Source organism: Streptomyces griseus (assembly GCF_900460065.1).
GTDB lineage: Bacteria > Actinomycetota > Actinomycetes > Streptomycetales > Streptomycetaceae > Streptomyces > Streptomyces griseus.
This window is the reverse complement of the sequence record NZ_UAVD01000056.1, coordinates 240,055-258,214: the sequence shown is the minus strand read 5'-3', so window position 1 is coordinate 258,214 and position 18,160 is coordinate 240,055. Positions and strand designations below refer to the sequence as shown.

The window sequence follows — 18,160 nt, the reverse complement described above, 5'->3', positions numbered from 1 at the left end:
GGGAATCCGGGCGGTGGCCCTCCGCCGTGCTGTGCGGCTGTCGCTCAGGCGCTCTGGTCGGCCGTCGCGCGCTGCATGTACAGGTTGCGGAACTGCGGCATCAGGTACTGGAGCAGCTGGGTCGAGCGCGGGTGGTGCACGTCGTGCCGGTCGGCCAGGTGGATGTCGAGGGTCTCGACGTTCGGGAACTGGCCTTCCTGGTCCGTGTACGCGCTGAACTCCTCGTACGCGCGGTCGGCGAAGTCGTTGTCCTCCTGGGACCACTCCTCCAGCTGCGGCGCGTCCTCGGGCCCGGGGGCGGGCACGGCGGGCGGCTCCTCGTCGGCGGCCTGCTGTACGGGCTCCGGCTCCGCGGGCGGCTCCTCGCGGACCTCTTCACGGACCTCCTCGCGGGCCTCCTCACGGGCCTCCTCACGGCGGGGGTGCGGGACCGCGCCGATCGTGCCGACGTCGCCGAGGGGGCGGGTACGGCCGGGGCCCAGGGGGACAGCAGCCGGAGTGGGCTCCAGGCCCTCGGTGTGCCGCGGGTCGTACGCGCTGGCGTGCGGCGCTCCCTCCGGAAGCTTCTGCGCCGCGAACCAGGGGCTGTCGTGGGTGGGCGGGACCTGCGGGGTCTCCGGAGCCTGCTGCTGGGCGAGTTGGAGCTGCGCGTGCTGCGGGTGTGGGTGCGGCTGAGGTTGCGGTTGCGGGTCCGGGTGTGGTTGCGGCTGTGGGTGTTGCGGGTGCGGGTGTGGTTGCGGGTGTGCCTCTGCCTGAGCCTGTTCCTGCTGCGGCGCCCGCTGTTCGTGCGCCTGCTCGTACCCGTGCTCGCGCCCGTCCACCCGGCTCCGCTCGCGGTCCTGCTCCTGCCCTTGTCCCTGCTCCTGCCCTTGTCCCCGCTCCCGCTCCTGCTCCGGCCGGGGGTCGTAGGGCAGTTCGGCCTTCGGTACGGGCGGCAGCAGGGCCGGCTCGATGCCGGCGGCGGCGAGTCCGGCCGGGGCGGTCTCGGCGAGCGGCACGCCGTACTTCGCGAGGCGCAGCGGCATCATCGCCTCGACCGGGGCCTTGCGCCGCCAGTTGCGGCCGAAGCGGGCCTGGAGCCGGGCCTGGTAGATCAGCCGGTCCTGTTCGAGCTTGATGACCTGCTCGTAACTGCGCAGCTCCCACAGCTTCATCCGCCGCCACAGCTTGAACGTCGGGATCGGCGAGAGCAGCCAGCGGGTGAGGCGGACCCCCTCCATGTGCTTGTCGGCCGTGATGTCCGCGATCCGGCCCACCGCGTGCCGGGCGGCCTCGACGGAGACGACGAACAGCACCGGGATCACCGCGTGCATCGCGGTGCCGAGCGGATCCGGCCAGGAGGCCGCGCCGTTGAACGCGATCGTCGCGGCGGTCAGCAGCCACGCCGTCTGGCGCAGCAGCGGGAACGGGATCCGCATCCAGGTCAGCAGGAGGTCGAGGGCCAGCAGGACGCAGATGCCCGCGTCGATGCCGATGGGGAAGACCAGCGAGAACTCGCCGAAGCCCTTGTCCTCCGCGAGTTCGCGCACGGCGGCGTAGGAACCCGCGAAGCCGATCGCGGCGATGAGCACCGCACCGGCGACGACGACCCCGATGAGTATGCGGTGCGTGCGTGTCAGCTGCATCGCGGCCACGCGCGATCCCCTCCCCGACCCCTGTACCCGGGCCCGCCGTGTGCGGCCGACCTTGATTTTCGGCCAGGCTTCAGACGCCCGGCGATGGGACAGCCTGGCACACGTGTGCGAGTTTCGTTACGCGGGGGAGGAGTTGCGGGGCTGTTTCGAGGTCCGGGGGGAGCTTCGGGCCGGGCCCGTGCGTGGCCTCGGCGGAGCTTGGCGAGGGGCTCGGGCGGTGCTTCGGCAGGGTCCCGGTCGGTGCTTCGGCCGCGGATTCGGCCGCGGCTTCGGGGTGGTTCGGTGGAGCTTCGGCGGTGGCGGCTTGGGGGGTCGCCACCGCCGAAGGGTCACTCGCAGCCGCGCTGCCAGTTCCAGCCGACGAAGGTGTTCTTCAGGTCGACCTCGAAGGTGCAGGACGCGGTCCCGTCGGCCTTGAGGGCCACGGTGGAGCGGTGCGTGTTCGCGTACACGTTGCCCGTCGGGTCGAAGATCCCCTTGTAGGTGAACGAGGCGTTGGCCACGTTGGTGGAGACCGCGCAGTTCGCCACGCAGTCGGCGGACTTGGCCGAGGACTTCAGCGACCAGCCGGCGTTCCAGGGTTCACGGTTCCACTGCTGGGTCGCGTCCGTGGCCGAGGTGGTGACCACGGTGCCGTCGGAGCTCCAGGAGGACGTCGTGTAGAGGCCCGTCATCCGGATGTTGCAGCAGTCGTACATCTCCGACCAGCTGCGGACCTGCCGGTCGGCCGGGGCGGCGGCCGGAGCGGCCTGCGCGGTCGCGGCCGGGCCGGCCTTCGCCACCAGCCGTGCGGGGCCGAGCACCGGAGCGCAGTCGGGGCCGATGGAGACGTCCTGGCGGACGGACATGCCCGCGGGCGGCACGGGCAGGGCGCCGGACAGCTTCACGTCCGCGCACGCACGGGCGTCGCCGGAGGCCGCCGTCCGCACCTCGTTCGGTGCCGCGGTGGCGGAGGCCGCCGTGAGCGCGAGAAGACCGGTCGCCAATGCGGCGGCGAGTGCGATTCGATTGCGCAATTCCCTTGCCTTTCCTCGGGGTTCGCGGTGGAGCGTATCGGCGCCCGAGGCGATCGGAACGGAACGGGGAGAGGGTTGGCATGAAGCTGACAGGCACATGCCCCCGGGGCTTGCCCGAGCGACGGACTGCGCCCGACGCCGGCCGGTCCCGGTCCCGGAGGCATGCGGCGCACGTTTCACCGGAACGCACGAGACCCGGCCCTCGGGGGAGGGCCGGGTCTCGGGACAGCGAGCGGAGTCGCGTCAGCTCGTCTTGGTGTTCGGCTTCGCCTTCGACTTGGGGCTGTCGCTGCCGCTGCCCTTGGCCGTGTCCTTCTTGGCGTCCTTCTTGGCATCGTCGGAGCCGCCCGCCGGCGGGGGAGTGGCCTTGGTGTCGGCCGTGTCGGCGACGGCGGCGACGGCTTCCTTGGTCGCCTTCTGGGCGCCCTTGACGATGCTCGCGGACGAGGGCGTCTTCGCGCCCGCGTAACCCGCTCCGTTGTACGTCAGGGTGACGACGACATTGCCCGTGCGGGCCACGACGGTGGCGTACACGAAGTCCTCGCCCGTCTTGCTGAGGCCGTAGGTGACGGTGGTGGCCTCCTCGCCGACGCCCGTGGTGGGCTCGGCGGCGACCTTCTCGGCTCCCTCGGCCGCCTTCGCCTTGGCGACCTGCTTCGTGTACTCGGCGGTGGCGCGCTTGGCGCCGCTGCCCAGCGACTGGTCCGAGTCGAAGCGGGTGAAGCCGACGTCCAGCCAGCGGTACTGCGAGCCGTCGACGCCCTTGTCGTCCAGGCCGTTCCAGGAGCAACTGCTGCGGGCGGCAAGGTCGTTGGACCGGCCGGCCGTGCCGTTCTCCTTCTTGGCCTCGGGCACCAGATCCTTGATCGTCTTCTTGGCGATCGCGCCGCACGGATCGGGCAGATCGTCGAACCTGGCCGCTTCGACGGTGGGCTCCGAGGGCTTGGCGCTGGGGGTGCCGGACGACGAGGAGCCCGCGTTCTTCTTGCTGTCGGAGCCGGAGTCCGACGAGCAGCCGGCGGCTACGAGCATCACCGGAACGGCGGCGCAGGCGAGGATGCGGGACAGGCGCGGGGCTGATCGGTGCATGGTTCCTTCACTCGGATGGCACGGAGCTCTCGGTGCTGGAGGTCTCGGTTCGTGCGGTGTACGGGTGGGCTCGGTAGCGGGCGGTACGTCTTCCGGACTGCCACGGTACGACGGCCGGCGGCCGGCCCGTGCCGCCGCCGAGGACCCCCGGAGACCGGAATCCGGCCTGTGGGTGCCCGTCGGGCGGGGGCTATTCGGCGAGCGTCTCGGCCAGCTTCCGGGCCAGTGCCTGGGCCTTCTCCTGGAGTTCCTTGCTGTCGGGCACCAGGGTGATGAGGGCCGGCTGCTCGGCGTACCGGACGGTCACGACCACGTTCGATGTGCGGAATACCACGCTCACCGTGCGGTGCTGTGCGGTGGAACCTGCCCGAGTGGGCAGATCGTGCAGAAATGCGGCATCTCCGAGGTTGTCGAGGACGCGGGAGGGAAGGGCCTCCTCCGTGCCGGAGCCCCCGGCGCCGCCGTCGCCGCCGGAGGGCGAGGAGGAGGACGACGGGTCCGCCGAACCGGTCGCCGCGCCGTCCGGTGTGCCCTCGTCGCCGCTCTTGCCCGCGTCCTTCCCCGTCCCGCTCGGGGTCCCGCCGTTCTTCTCCGCGTCCGGCCCGGGGGCCGTCGACGACGACAGGCCCGCCGCCTTCTCCTTCTTCGAGTACACGGTGTCGGCTCGGTCGTCGTCGCTGACCGCGGGGTCGTAGGAGACGACCCGCTCCAGGTCGATGGAGAGGCTCCGGGTCGCGTTCGGCGCGTCGGACTTCCAGCTGCACCCGACCTTGCGGTCGGTGTCGTAGGTGACGGACGCGGACCCCCGGAACACCTTCTCCTGCTGGTCCCCGGGCAGTTGCGCGGCGCCGGGCAGCAGGTCCTTGAGCATGCCGCGCGGCACGGCGCGGCAGGGGGCGGGCAGGGTCTCGTACTTGCCCGGGGGCGCGGGGGTGACCGTCGGGCTGCCCGCCTTGCTGTCGGCGCCGTTCGCGTTGCTGTCGGAGCCGGCGCTGCAGCCGACGACGAGCGCTGCCAGAAGCGCGACGCCGGGTACGTACGCCATGTCTCGCACCGTCCCAGGCTCCCTTCGGTACGGAAAACGGGTTGCCGCTCGAAGGCGGCCGATGGACACAATGTGTATCGCACGCGCCGCTGTGATTGCCGGTCGGCCGACAGGTTTGCCGATCTTGGCACCGGTTTTGCGCTTTCAGTCTTTTCGGGGGGATCGAGGAGTTATGTCGTACGTAGAGGTGCCGGGAGCGAAGGTTCCCATCCGGATGTGGGCGGACCCCGCGTCGGTCGAGGACGGGGCGATGCAGCAGCTGCGCAACGTCTCCACACTGCCGTGGATCAAGGGTCTCGCCGTCATGCCGGACGTCCACTTCGGCAAGGGGGCGACGGTCGGTTCGGTGATCGCGATGCAGGGCGCGGTGTGCCCGGCCGCGGTCGGCGTCGACATCGGCTGCGGGATGTCCGCCGTCAGGACGTCCCTCACCGCGAACGATCTCCCCGGCGACCTGTCACGACTGCGCTCCAGGATCGAGCAGGCCATTCCGGTCGGCCGGGGCATGCACGGTGACGCCGTGGACCCGGGGAAGCTGCACGGGTTCCCGACGTCGGGGTGGGACGACTTCTGGGGGCGGTTCGGGGGGATCGCCGACGCGGTCAAATTCCGTCAGGAGCGCGCCACGAAACAGATGGGAACGCTCGGCTCGGGAAATCACATGATCGAGTTCTGTCTGGACAGCGAGGGTGCGGTGTGGCTGATGCTGCACTCGGGCTCTCGCAACATCGGAAAGGAGCTCGCCGAGCACCACATCGGCGTCGCCCAGAAGCTTCCGCACAATCAGAGTCTCGTCGACCGAGACCTGGCCGTCTTCATCTCGGAGACCCCGCAGATGGCCGCCTACCGGAACGATCTGTACTGGGCGCAGGAGTACGCCAAGTACAACCGCGCGATCATGATGGCGCTTTTCAAGGACGTGGTCCGCAAGGAGTTCAAGAAGGCGAAGCCGGTCTTCGGGCAGGAGATCTCCTGCCACCACAATTACGTGGCGGAGGAACGGTACGACGGAGCGGACCTGCTGGTCACCCGGAAGGGAGCGATCCGCGCCGGATCCGGTGAGTACGGGATCATTCCCGGCTCGATGGGCACCAGTTCGTACATCGTGCGGGGCCTCGGAAACGAGAAGGCGTTCAACTCGGCCTCCCACGGAGCCGGTCGCAGGATGAGCCGGAACGCGGCCAAGCGTCGCTTCACGGTGCGTGACCTGGAGGAGCAGACGCGGGGTGTCGAGTGCCGCAAGGACTCCGGCGTCCTGGACGAGATCCCGGCCGCGTACAAGCCTATCGAGCAGGTCATGGAGCAGCAGCGGGACCTGGTCGAGGTCGTCGCGAAGCTCAAGCAGGTGGTGTGCGTGAAGGGCTGAGGCCCTGTCGCCCCAGTCCCCTCACCACCGCCCGGTCCACCGCATCCGCTACAGGGTGCGGTGGACCTTCGTGTTGGAGGCCTGGGCGCGGGGGCGGACCACCAGGAGGTCGATGTTGACGTGGCTGGGGCGGGTGACGGCCCAGCCGATCGTGTCGGCCACGTCCTCGGCGGTCAGCGGGGCGTCGACGCCCGCGTAGACCTTGGCGGCCTTCTCGGTGTCGCCGCGGAAGCGGGTGGTGGCGAACTCCTCGGTCCTGACCATGCCGGGGGCCACCTCGATGACCCGGACCGGGGTGCCGACGATCTCCAGGCGCAGGGTCTCGGCCAGGACGTGCTCGCCGTGCTTGGCCGCCACGTAACCGCCGCCGCCCTCGTAGGAGGAGAGCGCGGCGGTCGAGGAGAGGATCACGACGGTGCCGTCGCCGCTCGCGGTGAGGGCGGGCAGCAGGGCCTGGGTGACGTTCAGGGTGCCGATGACGTTGGTCTCGTACATCTGCCGCCAGTCGGCGGGGTCGCCGGTCGCGACGGGGTCGGCGCCGAGCGCCCCGCCCGCGTTGTTGACGAGGACGGCGAGGGAGCGGAACGCGGTGGCGAACTCGTCGACCGCCGCCCGGTCGGTGACGTCCAGGGGGTAGGCGGTCGCCTGGTGGCCGGCCTCGGTGATCTCGGCGGCCAGCGCCTCGATGCGGTCCTTGCGGCGGGCGGTCAGCACGACCCGGAAGCCGGCGGCGGCCAGCGTACGGGCGGTCGCGGCGCCGATGCCGCTGCTCGCGCCGGTGATGACGGCGATGGGGGTGGCGGCCATGGCGATCTCCTCGGACTGCTGATCGGGTACGGGGAGAAGGATAGGCAGGCGGTGCGGGACGCCCCGAGCGCGGGAGCCCACGGCCGGGGCCGCCTGCCCCGCGGACCCGACCGACCGGGCGGCGGGCCGCCGCCGGACCCCGGCCGCTGGCCGGGCACGCTCCGCATGAAGGGCCTCAGGCCGGCGCGCCCCCGAATTCGGCCACCGCCTCGGACACGATCGTCTCCAGGTGGCCGTGGTGGGCGCCGCGCCAGTACACCCGGGAGCACTCCGTGCACTGGGCGAACACGTCGTACGCCTCCTGGGTGCCGTGTTCGAGGAGTTCGCTCACCGTGTCCTTCGAGGCTCCGGCCAGCATGCCGTTGCACGCGGTGCAGCGGGTCCACGGGGCCAGGGCCGGGGTGAAGCGGCCGAGGACGTCGCGGAGCTGTTCCGCGGGGCGGTCGCTGTAGACGTACGCGCCCGCCCAGATCTCGCGGCGGCGCAGCAGCCCGCGGTCCCGGGAGAGCAGGACGCGCCGCTCCCGTGCGGAGAGGGCGGCCAGGGCGGGGTCGCCGATGTCCTCGCTCTCGTACGCCGCGTCGACGCCCAGCAGCCGCAAGCGGCGGGCCAGCGTCCCGAGATGGACGTCGAGGAGGAAGCGCAGGGGCGCGCCGGGGACCCGCTGGGGGCGCTCCACGGCGTGTACGTCGACGTGTTCGCCGGGGCCGGGCACGTGCGAGCGGGCCACCGGGGCGCCGTTCACCAGCAGCGTTCCGGCCTCGGTGAGCGGGACGCCGAGGGACTCGATGACGTGGCCGAGGGTCGAGGAGCCGTCCGTGACGAGGGGCGTGGGCCCGCCGCGACGGTCGTGCGGGACGAAGAGTCGCAGCTCAGGGGCTACTTCGAGGGTGATCTCGGGTCCGTTCACCCGGTCAGGATGCCACCGGGACGGGACGGGCTGCCAGGGATTTGGGCGGAGCGTGCGGGGGCCGTGCGGGCGTGCGGGTGTGCGGGTGGATGCGCGTGCCCGGCCGCGCCCGGCCGACGTCGACGCGGGGCGGAGAACGGCCGGTCCCGGTCGCCCGCCTGCCGTCGGTACGGGGCGGAACGGTCGGCCGCCCGCCGTCAACGCGGGGCGAACGCGGTCGGGGGCACGCCCACGGTCGCGGTGAAGTCCCGCACCAGGTGGGCCTGGTCGCTGTAGCCCAGGTCCGCCGCGAGCCGCGCCCAGTCGACGGCCGGGTCGGATCCGGCGCGTTCCAGGGCCTCGTGGATGCGGTAGCGGAGGATGACCCACTTGGGGCCGACGCCGACGTACGCGGAGAAAAGCCGTTGCAGGGAACGGGCGGAGAGCCCGGCGTCCCGGGCGAGCCGGTCGACCCGGAGCACGGTGCGGTCCGTGCGCACCCGGTCGACGACGGCCATGGCCAGCGTCGCCTGTGGATCGGGGCGGGGCTCCAGGGCCAGCAGGAAGGCGTCCAGGGCCGTGACCCGCGCGTTCTCGTCGTCCGGGTCCAGGACGCCCCGGACGGGTGGCGGCAGCCGCAGCGCGGCGGCGGCGTCGGACCGCAGCCCGGTCCACGCGGAGACCGGGCGTCCGGGGGCGAACGGGCGGAACCCGCCGGGCCGGAACTGCACCCCGCAGACCCGGCCGCGCCCGGCCAGCTTCCGGGCGAAGAGTCCGGGGTCGACGCCCGCGACCTCGGCGTACCCGGACCGCTCGCGGGGGCCGTCCCCGGCCTCGTACCGCTGGAAGACCAGGTTCACCGACGGGTGCGGGACCACATGGGCGGCGTACGGCTCGGTGAGGTCCCAGTCGATCAGCCAGTAGTGCTCCAGATACGGGCGCAGCGCGGCGGCGGGCTCGCGGCGGCGGAAGCGCACGTGCGCGAACAGGTCCGGGGCGTCGACGATGCCCCGGGTGTCGCGGCGGGGTCCGGCGGCCATGGCCCGATCGTAGTCCGGTGCCCGCCGCGCGCCTGTCGTGTCGTCGTCCCGTGTCCGCCGCGCCTGTCGTGTTTCTTCAAGACGCCGGGTGGTGCGCGGGCGCAGGGTGGGGGCATGACACAGACGATCGGTGAACTGCTGGAAGCCGCCGCGGAGCGGGCTGTGCCCGTCGTGCGGGGGATCGACGACGGGCAGCTGGGCGCGGGTACGCCCTGTGCCGAGTACGACGTACGGGCGCTGGTGAACCACCTGTTCCAGGTGGTCGTGAACTTCCAGGCCCTGGCGGCCCGCGAGGAGGTGGACTTCGGGCGGGAGCCGGAGTTCGTGGCGGGCGACTGGCGGGGCAGGTTCGGTGACGAGACGGCCCGGCTGGTGGCGGCGTGGAGCGTGCCGGGCGTCGAGGAGGGCACGACCGGGCAGATGGGGCTGCCGGCCCGGACGGTGGGGCTCATGGTGCTCGGTGATCTGACGGTGCATGCCTGGGACCTGGCGCGGGCGACGGGCTCGGACTTCGTGCCGGAGGAGGGCGTGGTCGACGAACTGGGGCCGGGGCTTGCGGCGATGGCTCCGCAGGCGCGCGAGATGAAGGTGTTCGGTGAGCCGTTCCCGGTGGGGGAGGGGGCTACCGCTTTCGAGCGGCTGCTGGCGGTGACGGGGCGTGATCCGGGGTGGCGTCCCGCCGGGACGGCCGGGAACCCCGGGACGGCCGGGAACCCCGGGACGGACGGGAACCCCGGGGCGGACGGGAACCCCGGAACGGCCGGGGGGTGAGGGGAGCCCGGACGAGCGGTGCGGCCGGGGGCCGGGGACGCCGGAGGGCCGGTCGGCGGGGCCAGGTCCTGTCGTCACCCTGCCGTCGTCGCCGGAAGGGCGGCCCTGCGGGGTCAGGCGGCGGTGTGCCGACAGGGTCCAGGGGCGTCGTAGAGGGGGCTGAGCGCGGCGTGCGCGTCGTCGACGATCTCCTCGGCCAGGAGCAGCATCTCCCGCTCCGCCAGCCGGGCCGCCCGGTGGGTGTACGGGGACGGGGGCGCCGGATGTCCACGGCGCCACCAGCAGTCGCAGGCCGCGTAGATGCCGCCGCCGAAGACGAGCACGGGGAGGGACAGGGCCAGCAGAACGTCGCCCACGGCGGACCTCCAGAGGGTCGGGTGTCCTGTGCATCGGCGTGCCCGGTGGGTCGGCTGAAGACCGACTGTCGGCCAAATCCTCACGATATTTGGCGTGAACCGGCCGTACGCCTGTGCCGTGTCGCCTCGCCCCGCGCTACCGGCGCCGCGGGACGGGGCCGCGGGACGGGGCCGCTCGAACGCCGCCCGCCCCCGGATCAGGGCCAGACCAGGCAGTACGCCTGATGCCCCGCGTCGTGGAGCCGGTGGGAGAAGTCCTGCCACTCGTGGAGCAGCTGGTAGACGTTGAAGGCGTCGCGCGGGCCGCCGCGGTCGGGGACCGTGGACCAGATGAAGGCCGCCGCGCCGACCGACTCCTCGCCGACGCCGCGCAGCGGGTCGACGACGGTCATCGGCAGTTTGACCACGGCGTAGTCGGGGTGGAGGACGACCAGTTCCAGCGGGGGGACCTTGTGCAGGGGTATGCCCTGGATCCCGGTCAGGACCATGGCCGCCACGGTCTCCGGCTTGATCTTGGTGAACATGCCGCCCATGCCCAGCTCGTCACCGCCGAGCTCCTCCGGGCGCATCGAGATGGGCACACGTGCGGCGGTGGCCCCGTCCGGGGCGCCGAAGTACTTGTACGTCACCCCCATCCCGCCCCCGCTCCTGGTCCCGGGGGGCGGCGTGCTGTCCGCGCCCCTGCTCTGAGCGCGCTCGGCCCTGCGCCGGTGCCGCCCTCGCCGGGCAGGCTCGGGCCCCAGGTCGTCGGTCCCTTCGCCCACTCCGCCACCGCGATGCATATCTCATCCACCCGACTACTTCTTAGGAGACACAGCCCCCGCCGCGCAACCCGATCATCGTGTCAGTGACCTCCCCCGCGGGCGTGCGGTGAAACACCTGCCCGCAAGACCGTGCGCGCCTCTGACACCATGGCATGTGTGAGCTTTCCCTATGTCGCCCCAGTTTCGCAGACGCGAGGGGGCTGACGCTCTTTCGTGATACGAGGGGAGCGCGCTCCCTGCTCACCGGTGGCCGAGATTGTCAGTGATTTCCCGGCCCGGCCTCCCGATACCCGAATCGCAGATCAGGACCAAAGTGGCGTATTCATACGAAGCCCCAGTTTCGCAGTCGCTGTTCGACCGGGCGTCCGTCGTGACGCCCGGCGGCGTGAACTCTCCCGTGCGTGCCTTCCGGGCCGTGGGCGGTACGCCCCGGTTCATGGTGTCCGGCACCGGTCCGTACCTCACCGACGCCGACGGCCGCGAGTACGTCGACCTCGTGTGCTCGTGGGGGCCGATGATTCTCGGCCACTCTCACCCCGAGGTCATCGCCGCCGTCCAGGAGGCGGTCTCCCGGGGCACCTCCTTCGGGACACCGGGTGAGGGCGAGGTCGCGCTCGCCGAGGAGATCGTGGCGCGGATCGAGCCCGTCGAGCAGGTGCGGCTGGTCTCCTCCGGCACCGAGGCGACCATGTCGGCGATCCGGCTGGCCCGCGGCTTCACGGGCCGGGCCAAGGTCGTGAAGTTCGCCGGCTGCTACCACGGGCACGTGGACGCGCTGCTGGCCGCCGCCGGGTCGGGCGTGGCTACCTTCGGGCTGCCCGACACCCCTGGGGTCACGGGCGCCACGGCCGGCGACACCGTCGTACTCCCCTACAACGACCTGGAAGCGGTGCGCGCCGCCTTCGCCGCGCACCCGGGCGAGATCGCCTGCGTGATCACCGAGGCCTCGCCCGGCAACATGGGCGTCGTCCCGCCGGCGGACGGCTTCAACGCCGGGCTCAAGGAGCTGTGCGCGGCCAACGGCGCGCTGTACATCTCCGACGAGGTCATGACGGGCTTCCGTACGTCGAAGGCCGGCTGGTACGGCGTGGACGGCGTCCGCCCCGACCTGATGACCTTCGGCAAGGTGATGGGCGGCGGCTTCCCCGCGGCGGCCTTCGGCGGTCGTGGCGACGTGATGGCGCACCTGGCCCCGGCCGGCCCGGTCTACCAGGCGGGCACCCTCTCCGGGAACCCGGTCGCCACCGCCGCCGGGCTCGCCCAGCTGCGGCTGCTGGACGACGCGGCGTACGCCAGGATCGACGCGGTCTCCGCCGGGCTGCGCTCCCTGGTGGGCGAGGCGCTCACCAAGGAGGGCGTCGCGCACACGGTGTCGGCCGCGAGCAACATGTTCTCCGTCTTCTTCACCGACCGGCCGGTGCGCGACTACGAGGACGCCAAGCAGCAGGACGTCTTCCGCTTCACCGCGTTCTTCCACTCCATGCTGGCGCAGGGCGTCTACCTGCCGCCCTCGGCGTTCGAGTCCTGGTTCGTCTCCACGGCCCACGACGAGCGGGCGGTCGAGCGCGTCGCCGCCGCCCTGCCCGCCGCCGCCCGTGCCGCGGCGGAGGCCACCGCATGAGCGAGCGGAGCGCGGACCGCGCGAGCGTCGACCGCGACGAGCAGCTGACCGTGGTGCACGTGGTCCGGCACGGCGAGGTGCACAACCCGGACGGCGTGCTCTACGGGCGCCGCCCCGGCTACCACCTCTCCGACCTGGGCCGGAAGATGGCCGACCGGGTCGCCGAACACCTGGAGAAGCGCGACGTCACCCATGTCGTCGCCTCCCCGCTGGAGCGCGCCCAGGAGACGGCCGCGCCCATCGCCGCGGCGCACGGCCTGGACCTCGCCACCGACGGCCGGCTGATCGAGGCGGCCAACGTCTTCGAGGGCAAGACCTTCGGCGTCGGGGACGGCGCGCTGCGCAAGCCCGACAACTGGAAGCACCTCACCAACCCGTTCAAGCCGTCCTGGGGCGAGCCGTACATCGAGCAGGTCGTCCGGATGATGGGCGCGATCGACGCGGCCCGGGACGCGGCGCGCGGGCACGAGGCGGTCTGCGTCAGCCATCAGCTGCCGATCTGGATCCTGCGCTCCTTCGTCGAGCGCCGCCGCCTGTGGCACGACCCGCGCAAGCGGCAGTGCACGCTGGCCTCGCTGACGAGCTTCACCTACCGGGGCGACCGGATCGTCTCGGTCGGCTACTCGGAGCCGGCCCGGGACCTGGTGCCCGCGCATCTGCTGGCCGGGGCCAAGCCGGTGAAGGGGAAGGCCGCGAAGGGGCAGTCCAAGGCGTTCGGCGCGTAGGCCCACGCCACGGGACGTACGGGACCGGCTGCCGCGCACCGCGGCGGGCGGTCCCGTCCCCTTTTCCGCGCCACCGAAACGATAAGTTAGCTTAGGCTAAGCTAACTTGACTCCAGGTGGGCGGGCCGATGGCCCGCCGGGCCCTGCTGGTTCCCGTGGGGCTCGTCGTGGTCACGGACGCCTGCGACGGAACGGTGGAACGATGATCCGCAACTTCCCCACGACCACGCCCGCCCGGAGACCCGCCGAGCGCGCCGATCCGGTGAGGCCGGCCGGGCGGGCCGCCCAGGCGGGTCCGGTCGGGCGCGCCACCCCGGTGAGGCCGGCCGATGAGTGACGCGGCCCGTGCGGCGGACGCCGCCCCCCGGCCGGTCACCGGCCCCCGGATAGCCCGGCTCGCCCGGCAGCTCGAAGCCGCCCGGGACGCCGCCGCCCGGGACGCCCTCACCGAGGCGTTCTGGGAGGGGGCGGCCCGTACCGGCACCCCGCTCGTCGAACCGCTCGACGCGGACCCCGGCCATCGCGCCGTCACCTTCCTGTGGCGCGGACACCGGGCGACCCGCCAGGTCCTCCTCATGGCGACCGGCATCGGCGACCACGGCCGGCGGGCCGACACGCTCCTCCACCACCTCCCGGGCACCGACGTCTGGTACCTCGGCTACCGGCTGCGCGCCGACCACCGGGGGTCCTACCGGCTGGTCGCCGACATCTCCCCGGGTCCCGCGCCCGCCGATCCCGCCCTGCTCCAGCGGAGGCTGGCGGCGCTGACCGCGCACGGTGTGGCGGACCCCCTCAACCCGTGCCGCCTGCCGGTCCGCCGACGGGCGGGGGAGAGTTCAGTGTTCGCCCTCCCGGAGGCCCCGGCCCAGCCCTTCGCGGGCCGGCGGCCCGGCATCCGGCGCGGCGCCGTCGAGCGGCACACCGTCGCCGGCCGGGCGCCGGGCGAGGCGCGCGAGGTCTGGACGTACCTTCCGCCGGAGGGGGCCGGTCTCTCCGGGGCCGGTCGTCATTCCGGGGCCGACCGTTCCGGGACGGGCCTCTCCGGGGCCGACCGTTCCGGGAGCGGGCGTCCGGTTCCGGGGCCGCTGCCGGTGCTCGTGCTCTGCGACGGGGGCATGTGGTTCGGGCGGCTCGGCTTCCAGGACACGCTGGACGCGCTGATCGCCGACGGGGCCCTCCCGCCGCTCGTCGTGCTCTCCCCGGATGCCGAGGACACCGGGGCCGGCGGAGGCGGAACGGGTGCCGGGGACGTGGGGCCCCGGCCGGGCGAGCCGGGCGGGAGCGAGGCCCGTGCCGCCCTCGCCGCCTTCCTCACCGACGCGTTGTTGCCCTGGGCGCGCACCCGGTGGCCGCTGACCGCCGACGCGGACCGGACCGCCGTCTCCGGCCAGGGGGTCGGCGGGACGACGGCGCTGTACGCCGCTCTCACCCGGCCCGAACGCTTCGGCCGGGTTCTCGTCCAGTCGCCCGCACCGGGCGGTCCGCCCGGCGACGGGCACCAGGCCCCGGGCGAGGCGGACCGGCCCCTCGACGGCCGGGACCAGGCTCTCGACGGTCTCGCCCCGGGCCCCGACGGCCAGGACCGGGCCCCGGCCGGCGGGGCCCGGTCCTGCGGCCCCGTCGTCCACCTCGCCCTCGGCCTGCACGACGGGGCCGCCTCGGCCGCGCACGGAGCGGCTCTCGTTCCGGCGTTGCGCGCCCGGGGGCACCGGGTCGTCCGCACGGTCTACAACGGCGGCCCCGACCACGCCTGTTGGCAGGGTCTCCTGGCCGACGCCCTGGTGGCGGCCTTCCGCTGAGGGCCGTCCCCGGGGGTGACCGGCAGGAGGCCGGTGGGGATCGGTGGGGGCGGCGGGGGTCGGCGGCGCGCGGCGGGCGACGGGCGTGCCGACGAGCGAATCGAACTCGCTGCGTGTGCCAGCGCATGAGTTCGACGATCCAGGGAAGCCGATCTGTCGGCGCCGACCGGCTCTCTCCCCCCGAGAGCCGGTCGCCGTATCGCCGACCGGCTCTCACCCCCGAAGCCGGTCGCCGGACCGCCGACCGGCTCTCTTCCCCCCGAAGCCGGTCGGCGATCCGGCGGGCGACGGCAGAACTGCGGAGGTCCCCTCCCGCGTCCCCTCTCAGGGCTGACCGCAAAGACGTACGAGCGTCGTATCGGCGTAGGGCGACCGCTCGGGCGGCCCGTCGGCCGGACTGCAAGGTAAAGCGTAAAGAAAGTCCCCAAATATGCGGAACCGACGTGTTAAGCGCCCCATCTAACCCTTCAGCAGTTTGTATGGGATTGAGATAAAACGACCGCAGATGGGGACGGTATGCGCGACATCAATCGAAGGGGCCTGCTCGGGGCGGGGCTCGGCGCCGCGGCCGCGATCGGTCTCGCCGGCTGTGGCGCCTCGGACTCCTCCGGCGACGGAGGGTCCGGCCAGGGCGGCAAAGGTGACACCGGCAACAGCGGCAACGCCAACAGCGGCGGGAACGGCGCGCCGAAGAACAAGGTCCGGCTGATCGGTGACGGCTCGACCGCCGACACCGGAAAGCAGCCCCGTCAGCCGCAGGCGCCCGTCCCCCTCGAACCCGGCCAGAAGCCCCCGCAGTTCGTGATCTTTTCCTGGGACGGTGCGGGCGAGGTCGGCAACGGACTCTTCCCGCGCTTTCTCGAACTGGCCCGAGAACACGACGCGGCCATGACGTTCTTCCTCTCCGGCATCTATCTGCTGCCCGAGTCGAAGAAATCCCTCTACCGCCCGCCGAACAACCCCCGCGGCGCCTCCGACATCGGCTATCTCACCGACGATCACGTCAAGGACACGCTGAAGTACGTGCGCCAGGCGTGGCTGGACGGCCATGAGATCGGCACCCACTTCAACGGGCATTTCTGCGGTGGTTCCGGATCCGTCGAGCGCTGGACGCCCGCCCAATGGCACAGCGAGATCAATCAGGCTGTGTCGTTCGTCACGGAATGGCGGACGAACACCGGCTGGCAGGACGAGGATCCGCTTCCGTTCGACTATCGCAAGGAACTGATCGGCGGGCGCACCCCCTGCCTGCTCGGCCAGGACAACCTCCTGCCGACCGCGAGCAAACTGGGCTGGCGCTACGACGCCAGCTCGCCCGGCGGCCGTCAGACCTGGCCCGTGAAGCGCGGCGGCGTCTGGGATCTGCCGCTCCAGGCGATGCCGTTCCCCGGACACTCCTTCGAGGTGCTCTCGATGGACTACAACATCCTCGCCAATCAGTCGCAGAATTCGACGAAGGGCATGCCCTCGCGCTATCCGGGCTGGCGCACTCAGGCGACGGGGGCCTATCTCGCCGGTTTCCAGCGCGCGTACGAGTCGAATCGCGCGCCGTTCTACATCGGCAACCACTTCGAGGAGTGGAACGGCGGCATCTATATGGACGCCGTCGAAGAAGTGATCAAGAAGGTGGCGGACAAGGACGACGTGCGGCTCGTCTCGTTCCGGCAGTACGTCGACTGGCTCGACGCGCAGGATCCCGCCGTCCTCGCCAAGCTCCGGACACTGGAGGTCGGACAGGCGCCCGCCGGCGGTTGGAACTCCTTCTTTAAACAGGCTTGACAAGGGGCTTTACGGGCACCGAGGGGGGCGCGGGGGAGCCCGGAATCCGCCATGCGAAACTTTTCACATGAGCTTTGGCCGCGCGTCCCGACGCCGCTTCACCCTGCTCGCCGCCACCGCTGTGGCCGGTGCCCTGACGCTGTCCGCGTGTGGCGACGGCAACAAGGCCGGAGGCGGTGGCAACACCAACTTCATCGCCGGCAGCGGGGGCGTCTCCACCGTCGCCAAGGGCGACCGGGTGGCGGCGCCGAAGCTCGACGGCGAGGGTCTGGACGGGAAGCCGCTCGACCTCGCCGACTACAAGGGCAAGGTCGTCGTGCTCAACGTCTGGGGCTCCTGGTGCGGCCCCTGCCGGCTGGAGGCCAAGTACTTCGCGCAGGTCTCCGAGGCGACGAAGGCCCAGGGCGTCCAGTTCATCGGCATCAACACCCGGGACCCCGAGCGGGACAAGGCGATCAACTTCGAGAAGGACTACGGGGTCGAGTACCCCAGCTTCTACGACCCGATCGGCAAGCTCATCCTCCGCTTCCCCAAGGGCACCCTGAACCCGCAGGCCATCCCGTCCACCGTGGTGCTCGACCGGGACGGGAAGATCGCCGCCCGCACGCTCCAGGCGCTCGACGCCGACGAACTGCGCAAGATGATCGACCCGATCATCGCGGAGAAGTGATCCAGTGATCGCGCTCGCCGCCCACCACGAGGCCGTCACGCTGGCCGCGTACAACGAGACCGTCATGACCGGGACCCTCCTGGTGTCCCTGCCGATCGCCCTGCTGGCCGGCCTCGTCTCGTTCTTCTCCCCGTGCGTGCTCCCCCTGGTGCCCGGCTACCTGAGTTACGTCACGGGGGTCAGCGGCACCGACCTCGCCGACGCGCGCCGGGGCCGCGTGGTGTCGGGGGCCGCCCTCTTCGTGCTCGGTTTCACGGCCGTGTTCGTCTCGGGCGGGGCCCTCTTCGGCTACTTCGGCCAGGAGCTCCAGTCGCACGCCGGGGTGCTCAACAAGATCCTCGGCGTCCTGATGATCCTCATGGGGATCTTCTTCATGGGGCTCCTGCCGGGGGTGACGATGCGCGAGTTCCGGTTCCACAAGCGGCCGGTGACCGGGCTGGCCGGCGCACCGGTGCTGGGCGCTCTCTTCGGGGTCGGCTGGACCCCCTGCATGGGGCCGACCTTCGCCGCCGTGAGCACGCTGGCGTTCACCGAGGGCACCGCCGGACGCGGCGCGATACTGACCGTCGCGTACTGTCTCGGTCTCGGTGTCCCGTTCATCCTCGCCGCGGTCGCCTTCCGCAGGGCGCTCGGCGCGTTCGACTGGGTCAAGCGCCACTACGCATGGGTGATGCGGATCGGCGGCGTCATGATGATCGTGACCGGCATCCTGCTGCTGACCGGGGTGTGGGCCACGTTCATGCAGCAGATGCAGAGCTGGACCACCGGCTTCGTTGTAGGGATCTGAGT

The 18,160-nt window shown here is 72.1% G+C and carries 17 protein-coding genes; 8 read left to right on the top strand and 9 right to left on the bottom strand.

The features are described 5' to 3' along the window. Window positions 1-44: 44 nt before the first annotated feature. The 4 genes from DTB53_RS34820 to DTB53_RS34805 all read right to left on the bottom strand — a co-directional run bounded on the left by DTB53_RS34820 (window position 45) and on the right by DTB53_RS34805 (window position 4,784). The gene (locus DTB53_RS34820; RefSeq protein ID WP_012380411.1) at window positions 45-1,634 is read right to left on the bottom strand and encodes a DUF2637 domain-containing protein; all 1,590 of its coding nucleotides are present in this window, start codon (window positions 1,632-1,634) and stop codon (window positions 45-47) included. Window positions 1,635-1,963: 329 nt separating this feature from the next. Next, a complete protein-coding gene (locus tag DTB53_RS34815) occupies window positions 1,964-2,650 on the bottom strand; it encodes a hypothetical protein (protein WP_042496903.1) in 687 nt (228 codons plus the stop codon). A 243-nt stretch (window positions 2,651-2,893) separates the two neighbouring features. Beyond that, a complete protein-coding gene (locus DTB53_RS34810; RefSeq protein ID WP_003968381.1) occupies window positions 2,894-3,739 on the bottom strand; it encodes a hypothetical protein in 846 nt (281 codons plus the stop codon). A 190-nt stretch (window positions 3,740-3,929) separates the two neighbouring features. Beyond that, window positions 3,930-4,784: a hypothetical protein gene (locus tag DTB53_RS34805; RefSeq protein WP_012380414.1), complete on the bottom strand. Its 855-nt coding sequence runs from the start codon at window positions 4,782-4,784 to the stop codon at window positions 3,930-3,932. Between the two features lie 172 nt (window positions 4,785-4,956). Here DTB53_RS34805 and DTB53_RS34800 point away from each other — a divergent pair, with 172 nt between their 5' ends. After that, a complete protein-coding gene (locus DTB53_RS34800) occupies window positions 4,957-6,150 on the top strand; it encodes an RtcB family protein (protein WP_012380415.1) in 1,194 nt (397 codons plus the stop codon). Window positions 6,151-6,198: 48 nt separating this feature from the next. Here the strand turns inward: DTB53_RS34800 and DTB53_RS34795 are convergent, their stop codons facing one another. From DTB53_RS34795 to DTB53_RS34785, 3 genes are all read right to left on the bottom strand, one after another. Then, a complete protein-coding gene (locus DTB53_RS34795) occupies window positions 6,199-6,957 on the bottom strand; it encodes an SDR family NAD(P)-dependent oxidoreductase (protein WP_012380416.1) in 759 nt (252 codons plus the stop codon). A gap of 175 nt (window positions 6,958-7,132) precedes the next feature. Next, complete coding sequence (locus DTB53_RS34790) at window positions 7,133-7,867, bottom strand: Mut7-C RNAse domain-containing protein (RefSeq protein WP_012380417.1); 735 nt, start codon at window positions 7,865-7,867, stop codon at window positions 7,133-7,135. A 197-nt stretch (window positions 7,868-8,064) separates the two neighbouring features. Further along, on the bottom strand, window positions 8,065-8,886 hold the full coding sequence (locus tag DTB53_RS34785; RefSeq protein WP_003968387.1) for a helix-turn-helix domain-containing protein: 822 nt from the start codon (window positions 8,884-8,886) through the stop codon (window positions 8,065-8,067). Between the two features lie 114 nt (window positions 8,887-9,000). On the opposite strand from DTB53_RS34785, the gene DTB53_RS34780 reads away from it, so the two are divergent. After that, window positions 9,001-9,657: a TIGR03086 family metal-binding protein gene (locus tag DTB53_RS34780; RefSeq protein WP_012380418.1), complete on the top strand. Its 657-nt coding sequence runs from the start codon at window positions 9,001-9,003 to the stop codon at window positions 9,655-9,657. 113 nt (window positions 9,658-9,770) lie between these two features. On the opposite strand, the gene DTB53_RS34775 is transcribed toward DTB53_RS34780, so the two are convergent. Next, window positions 9,771-10,013 carry a hypothetical protein gene (locus DTB53_RS34775; protein ID WP_030706015.1) on the bottom strand — a complete coding sequence of 81 codons (243 nt, stop codon included), beginning with the start codon at window positions 10,011-10,013 and terminating at the stop codon, window positions 9,771-9,773. 197 nt (window positions 10,014-10,210) lie between these two features. Continuing rightward, complete coding sequence (locus tag DTB53_RS34770) at window positions 10,211-10,795, bottom strand: hypothetical protein (RefSeq protein ID WP_073746161.1); 585 nt, start codon at window positions 10,793-10,795, stop codon at window positions 10,211-10,213. A 295-nt stretch (window positions 10,796-11,090) separates the two neighbouring features. On the opposite strand from DTB53_RS34770, the gene hemL reads away from it, so the two are divergent. From hemL to DTB53_RS34740, 6 genes are all read left to right on the top strand, one after another. After that, complete coding sequence (gene hemL, locus DTB53_RS34765; RefSeq protein WP_003968391.1) at window positions 11,091-12,398, top strand: glutamate-1-semialdehyde 2,1-aminomutase; 1,308 nt, start codon at window positions 11,091-11,093, stop codon at window positions 12,396-12,398. Continuing rightward, window positions 12,395-13,123, top strand: a complete 729-nt coding sequence (locus DTB53_RS34760; protein ID WP_003968392.1) for a histidine phosphatase family protein — start codon at window positions 12,395-12,397, stop codon at window positions 13,121-13,123. Before hemL ends, DTB53_RS34760 begins: the two co-directional genes overlap by 4 nt. A 329-nt stretch (window positions 13,124-13,452) precedes the next feature. Beyond that, complete coding sequence (locus DTB53_RS34755) at window positions 13,453-14,922, top strand: enterochelin esterase domain-containing protein (RefSeq protein WP_012380420.1); 1,470 nt, start codon at window positions 13,453-13,455, stop codon at window positions 14,920-14,922. 516 nt (window positions 14,923-15,438) lie between these two features. Then, window positions 15,439-16,701, top strand: coding sequence for a polysaccharide deacetylase family protein (locus DTB53_RS34750; RefSeq protein WP_003968394.1), 1,263 nt, complete (start codon window positions 15,439-15,441; stop codon window positions 16,699-16,701). A 67-nt stretch (window positions 16,702-16,768) separates the two neighbouring features. Next, window positions 16,769-17,371: a TlpA family protein disulfide reductase gene (locus tag DTB53_RS34745; protein WP_003968395.1), complete on the top strand. Its 603-nt coding sequence runs from the start codon at window positions 16,769-16,771 to the stop codon at window positions 17,369-17,371. Between the two features lie 4 nt (window positions 17,372-17,375). Continuing rightward, entirely contained in the window at window positions 17,376-18,158 is a 783-nt protein-coding gene (locus DTB53_RS34740; protein WP_003968396.1) for a cytochrome c biogenesis CcdA family protein, read from the top strand. The last annotated feature ends 2 nt before the right edge of the window (window positions 18,159-18,160 follow it).

Coding starts and splice junctions, on each gene's coding strand:
- DTB53_RS34810 (WP_003968381.1), bottom strand. CDS start 3,739: ATGCACCGATCAGCCCCGCGCCTGTCCCGCATCCTCGCCTGCGCCGCC.
- DTB53_RS34805 (WP_012380414.1), bottom strand. CDS start 4,784: ATGGCGTACGTACCCGGCGTCGCGCTTCTGGCAGCGCTCGTCGTCGGC.
- DTB53_RS34800 (WP_012380415.1), top strand. CDS start 4,957: ATGTCGTACGTAGAGGTGCCGGGAGCGAAGGTTCCCATCCGGATGTGG.
- DTB53_RS34795 (WP_012380416.1), bottom strand. CDS start 6,957: ATGGCCGCCACCCCCATCGCCGTCATCACCGGCGCGAGCAGCGGCATC.
- DTB53_RS34785 (WP_003968387.1), bottom strand. CDS start 8,886: ATGGCCGCCGGACCCCGCCGCGACACCCGGGGCATCGTCGACGCCCCG.
- DTB53_RS34780 (WP_012380418.1), top strand. CDS start 9,001: ATGACACAGACGATCGGTGAACTGCTGGAAGCCGCCGCGGAGCGGGCT.
- DTB53_RS34770 (WP_073746161.1), bottom strand. CDS start 10,795: ATGCATCGCGGTGGCGGAGTGGGCGAAGGGACCGACGACCTGGGGCCC.
- DTB53_RS34760 (WP_003968392.1), top strand. CDS start 12,395: ATGAGCGAGCGGAGCGCGGACCGCGCGAGCGTCGACCGCGACGAGCAG.
- DTB53_RS34755 (WP_012380420.1), top strand. CDS start 13,453: ATGAGTGACGCGGCCCGTGCGGCGGACGCCGCCCCCCGGCCGGTCACC.
- DTB53_RS34750 (WP_003968394.1), top strand. CDS start 15,439: ATGCGCGACATCAATCGAAGGGGCCTGCTCGGGGCGGGGCTCGGCGCC.
- DTB53_RS34745 (WP_003968395.1), top strand. CDS start 16,769: ATGAGCTTTGGCCGCGCGTCCCGACGCCGCTTCACCCTGCTCGCCGCC.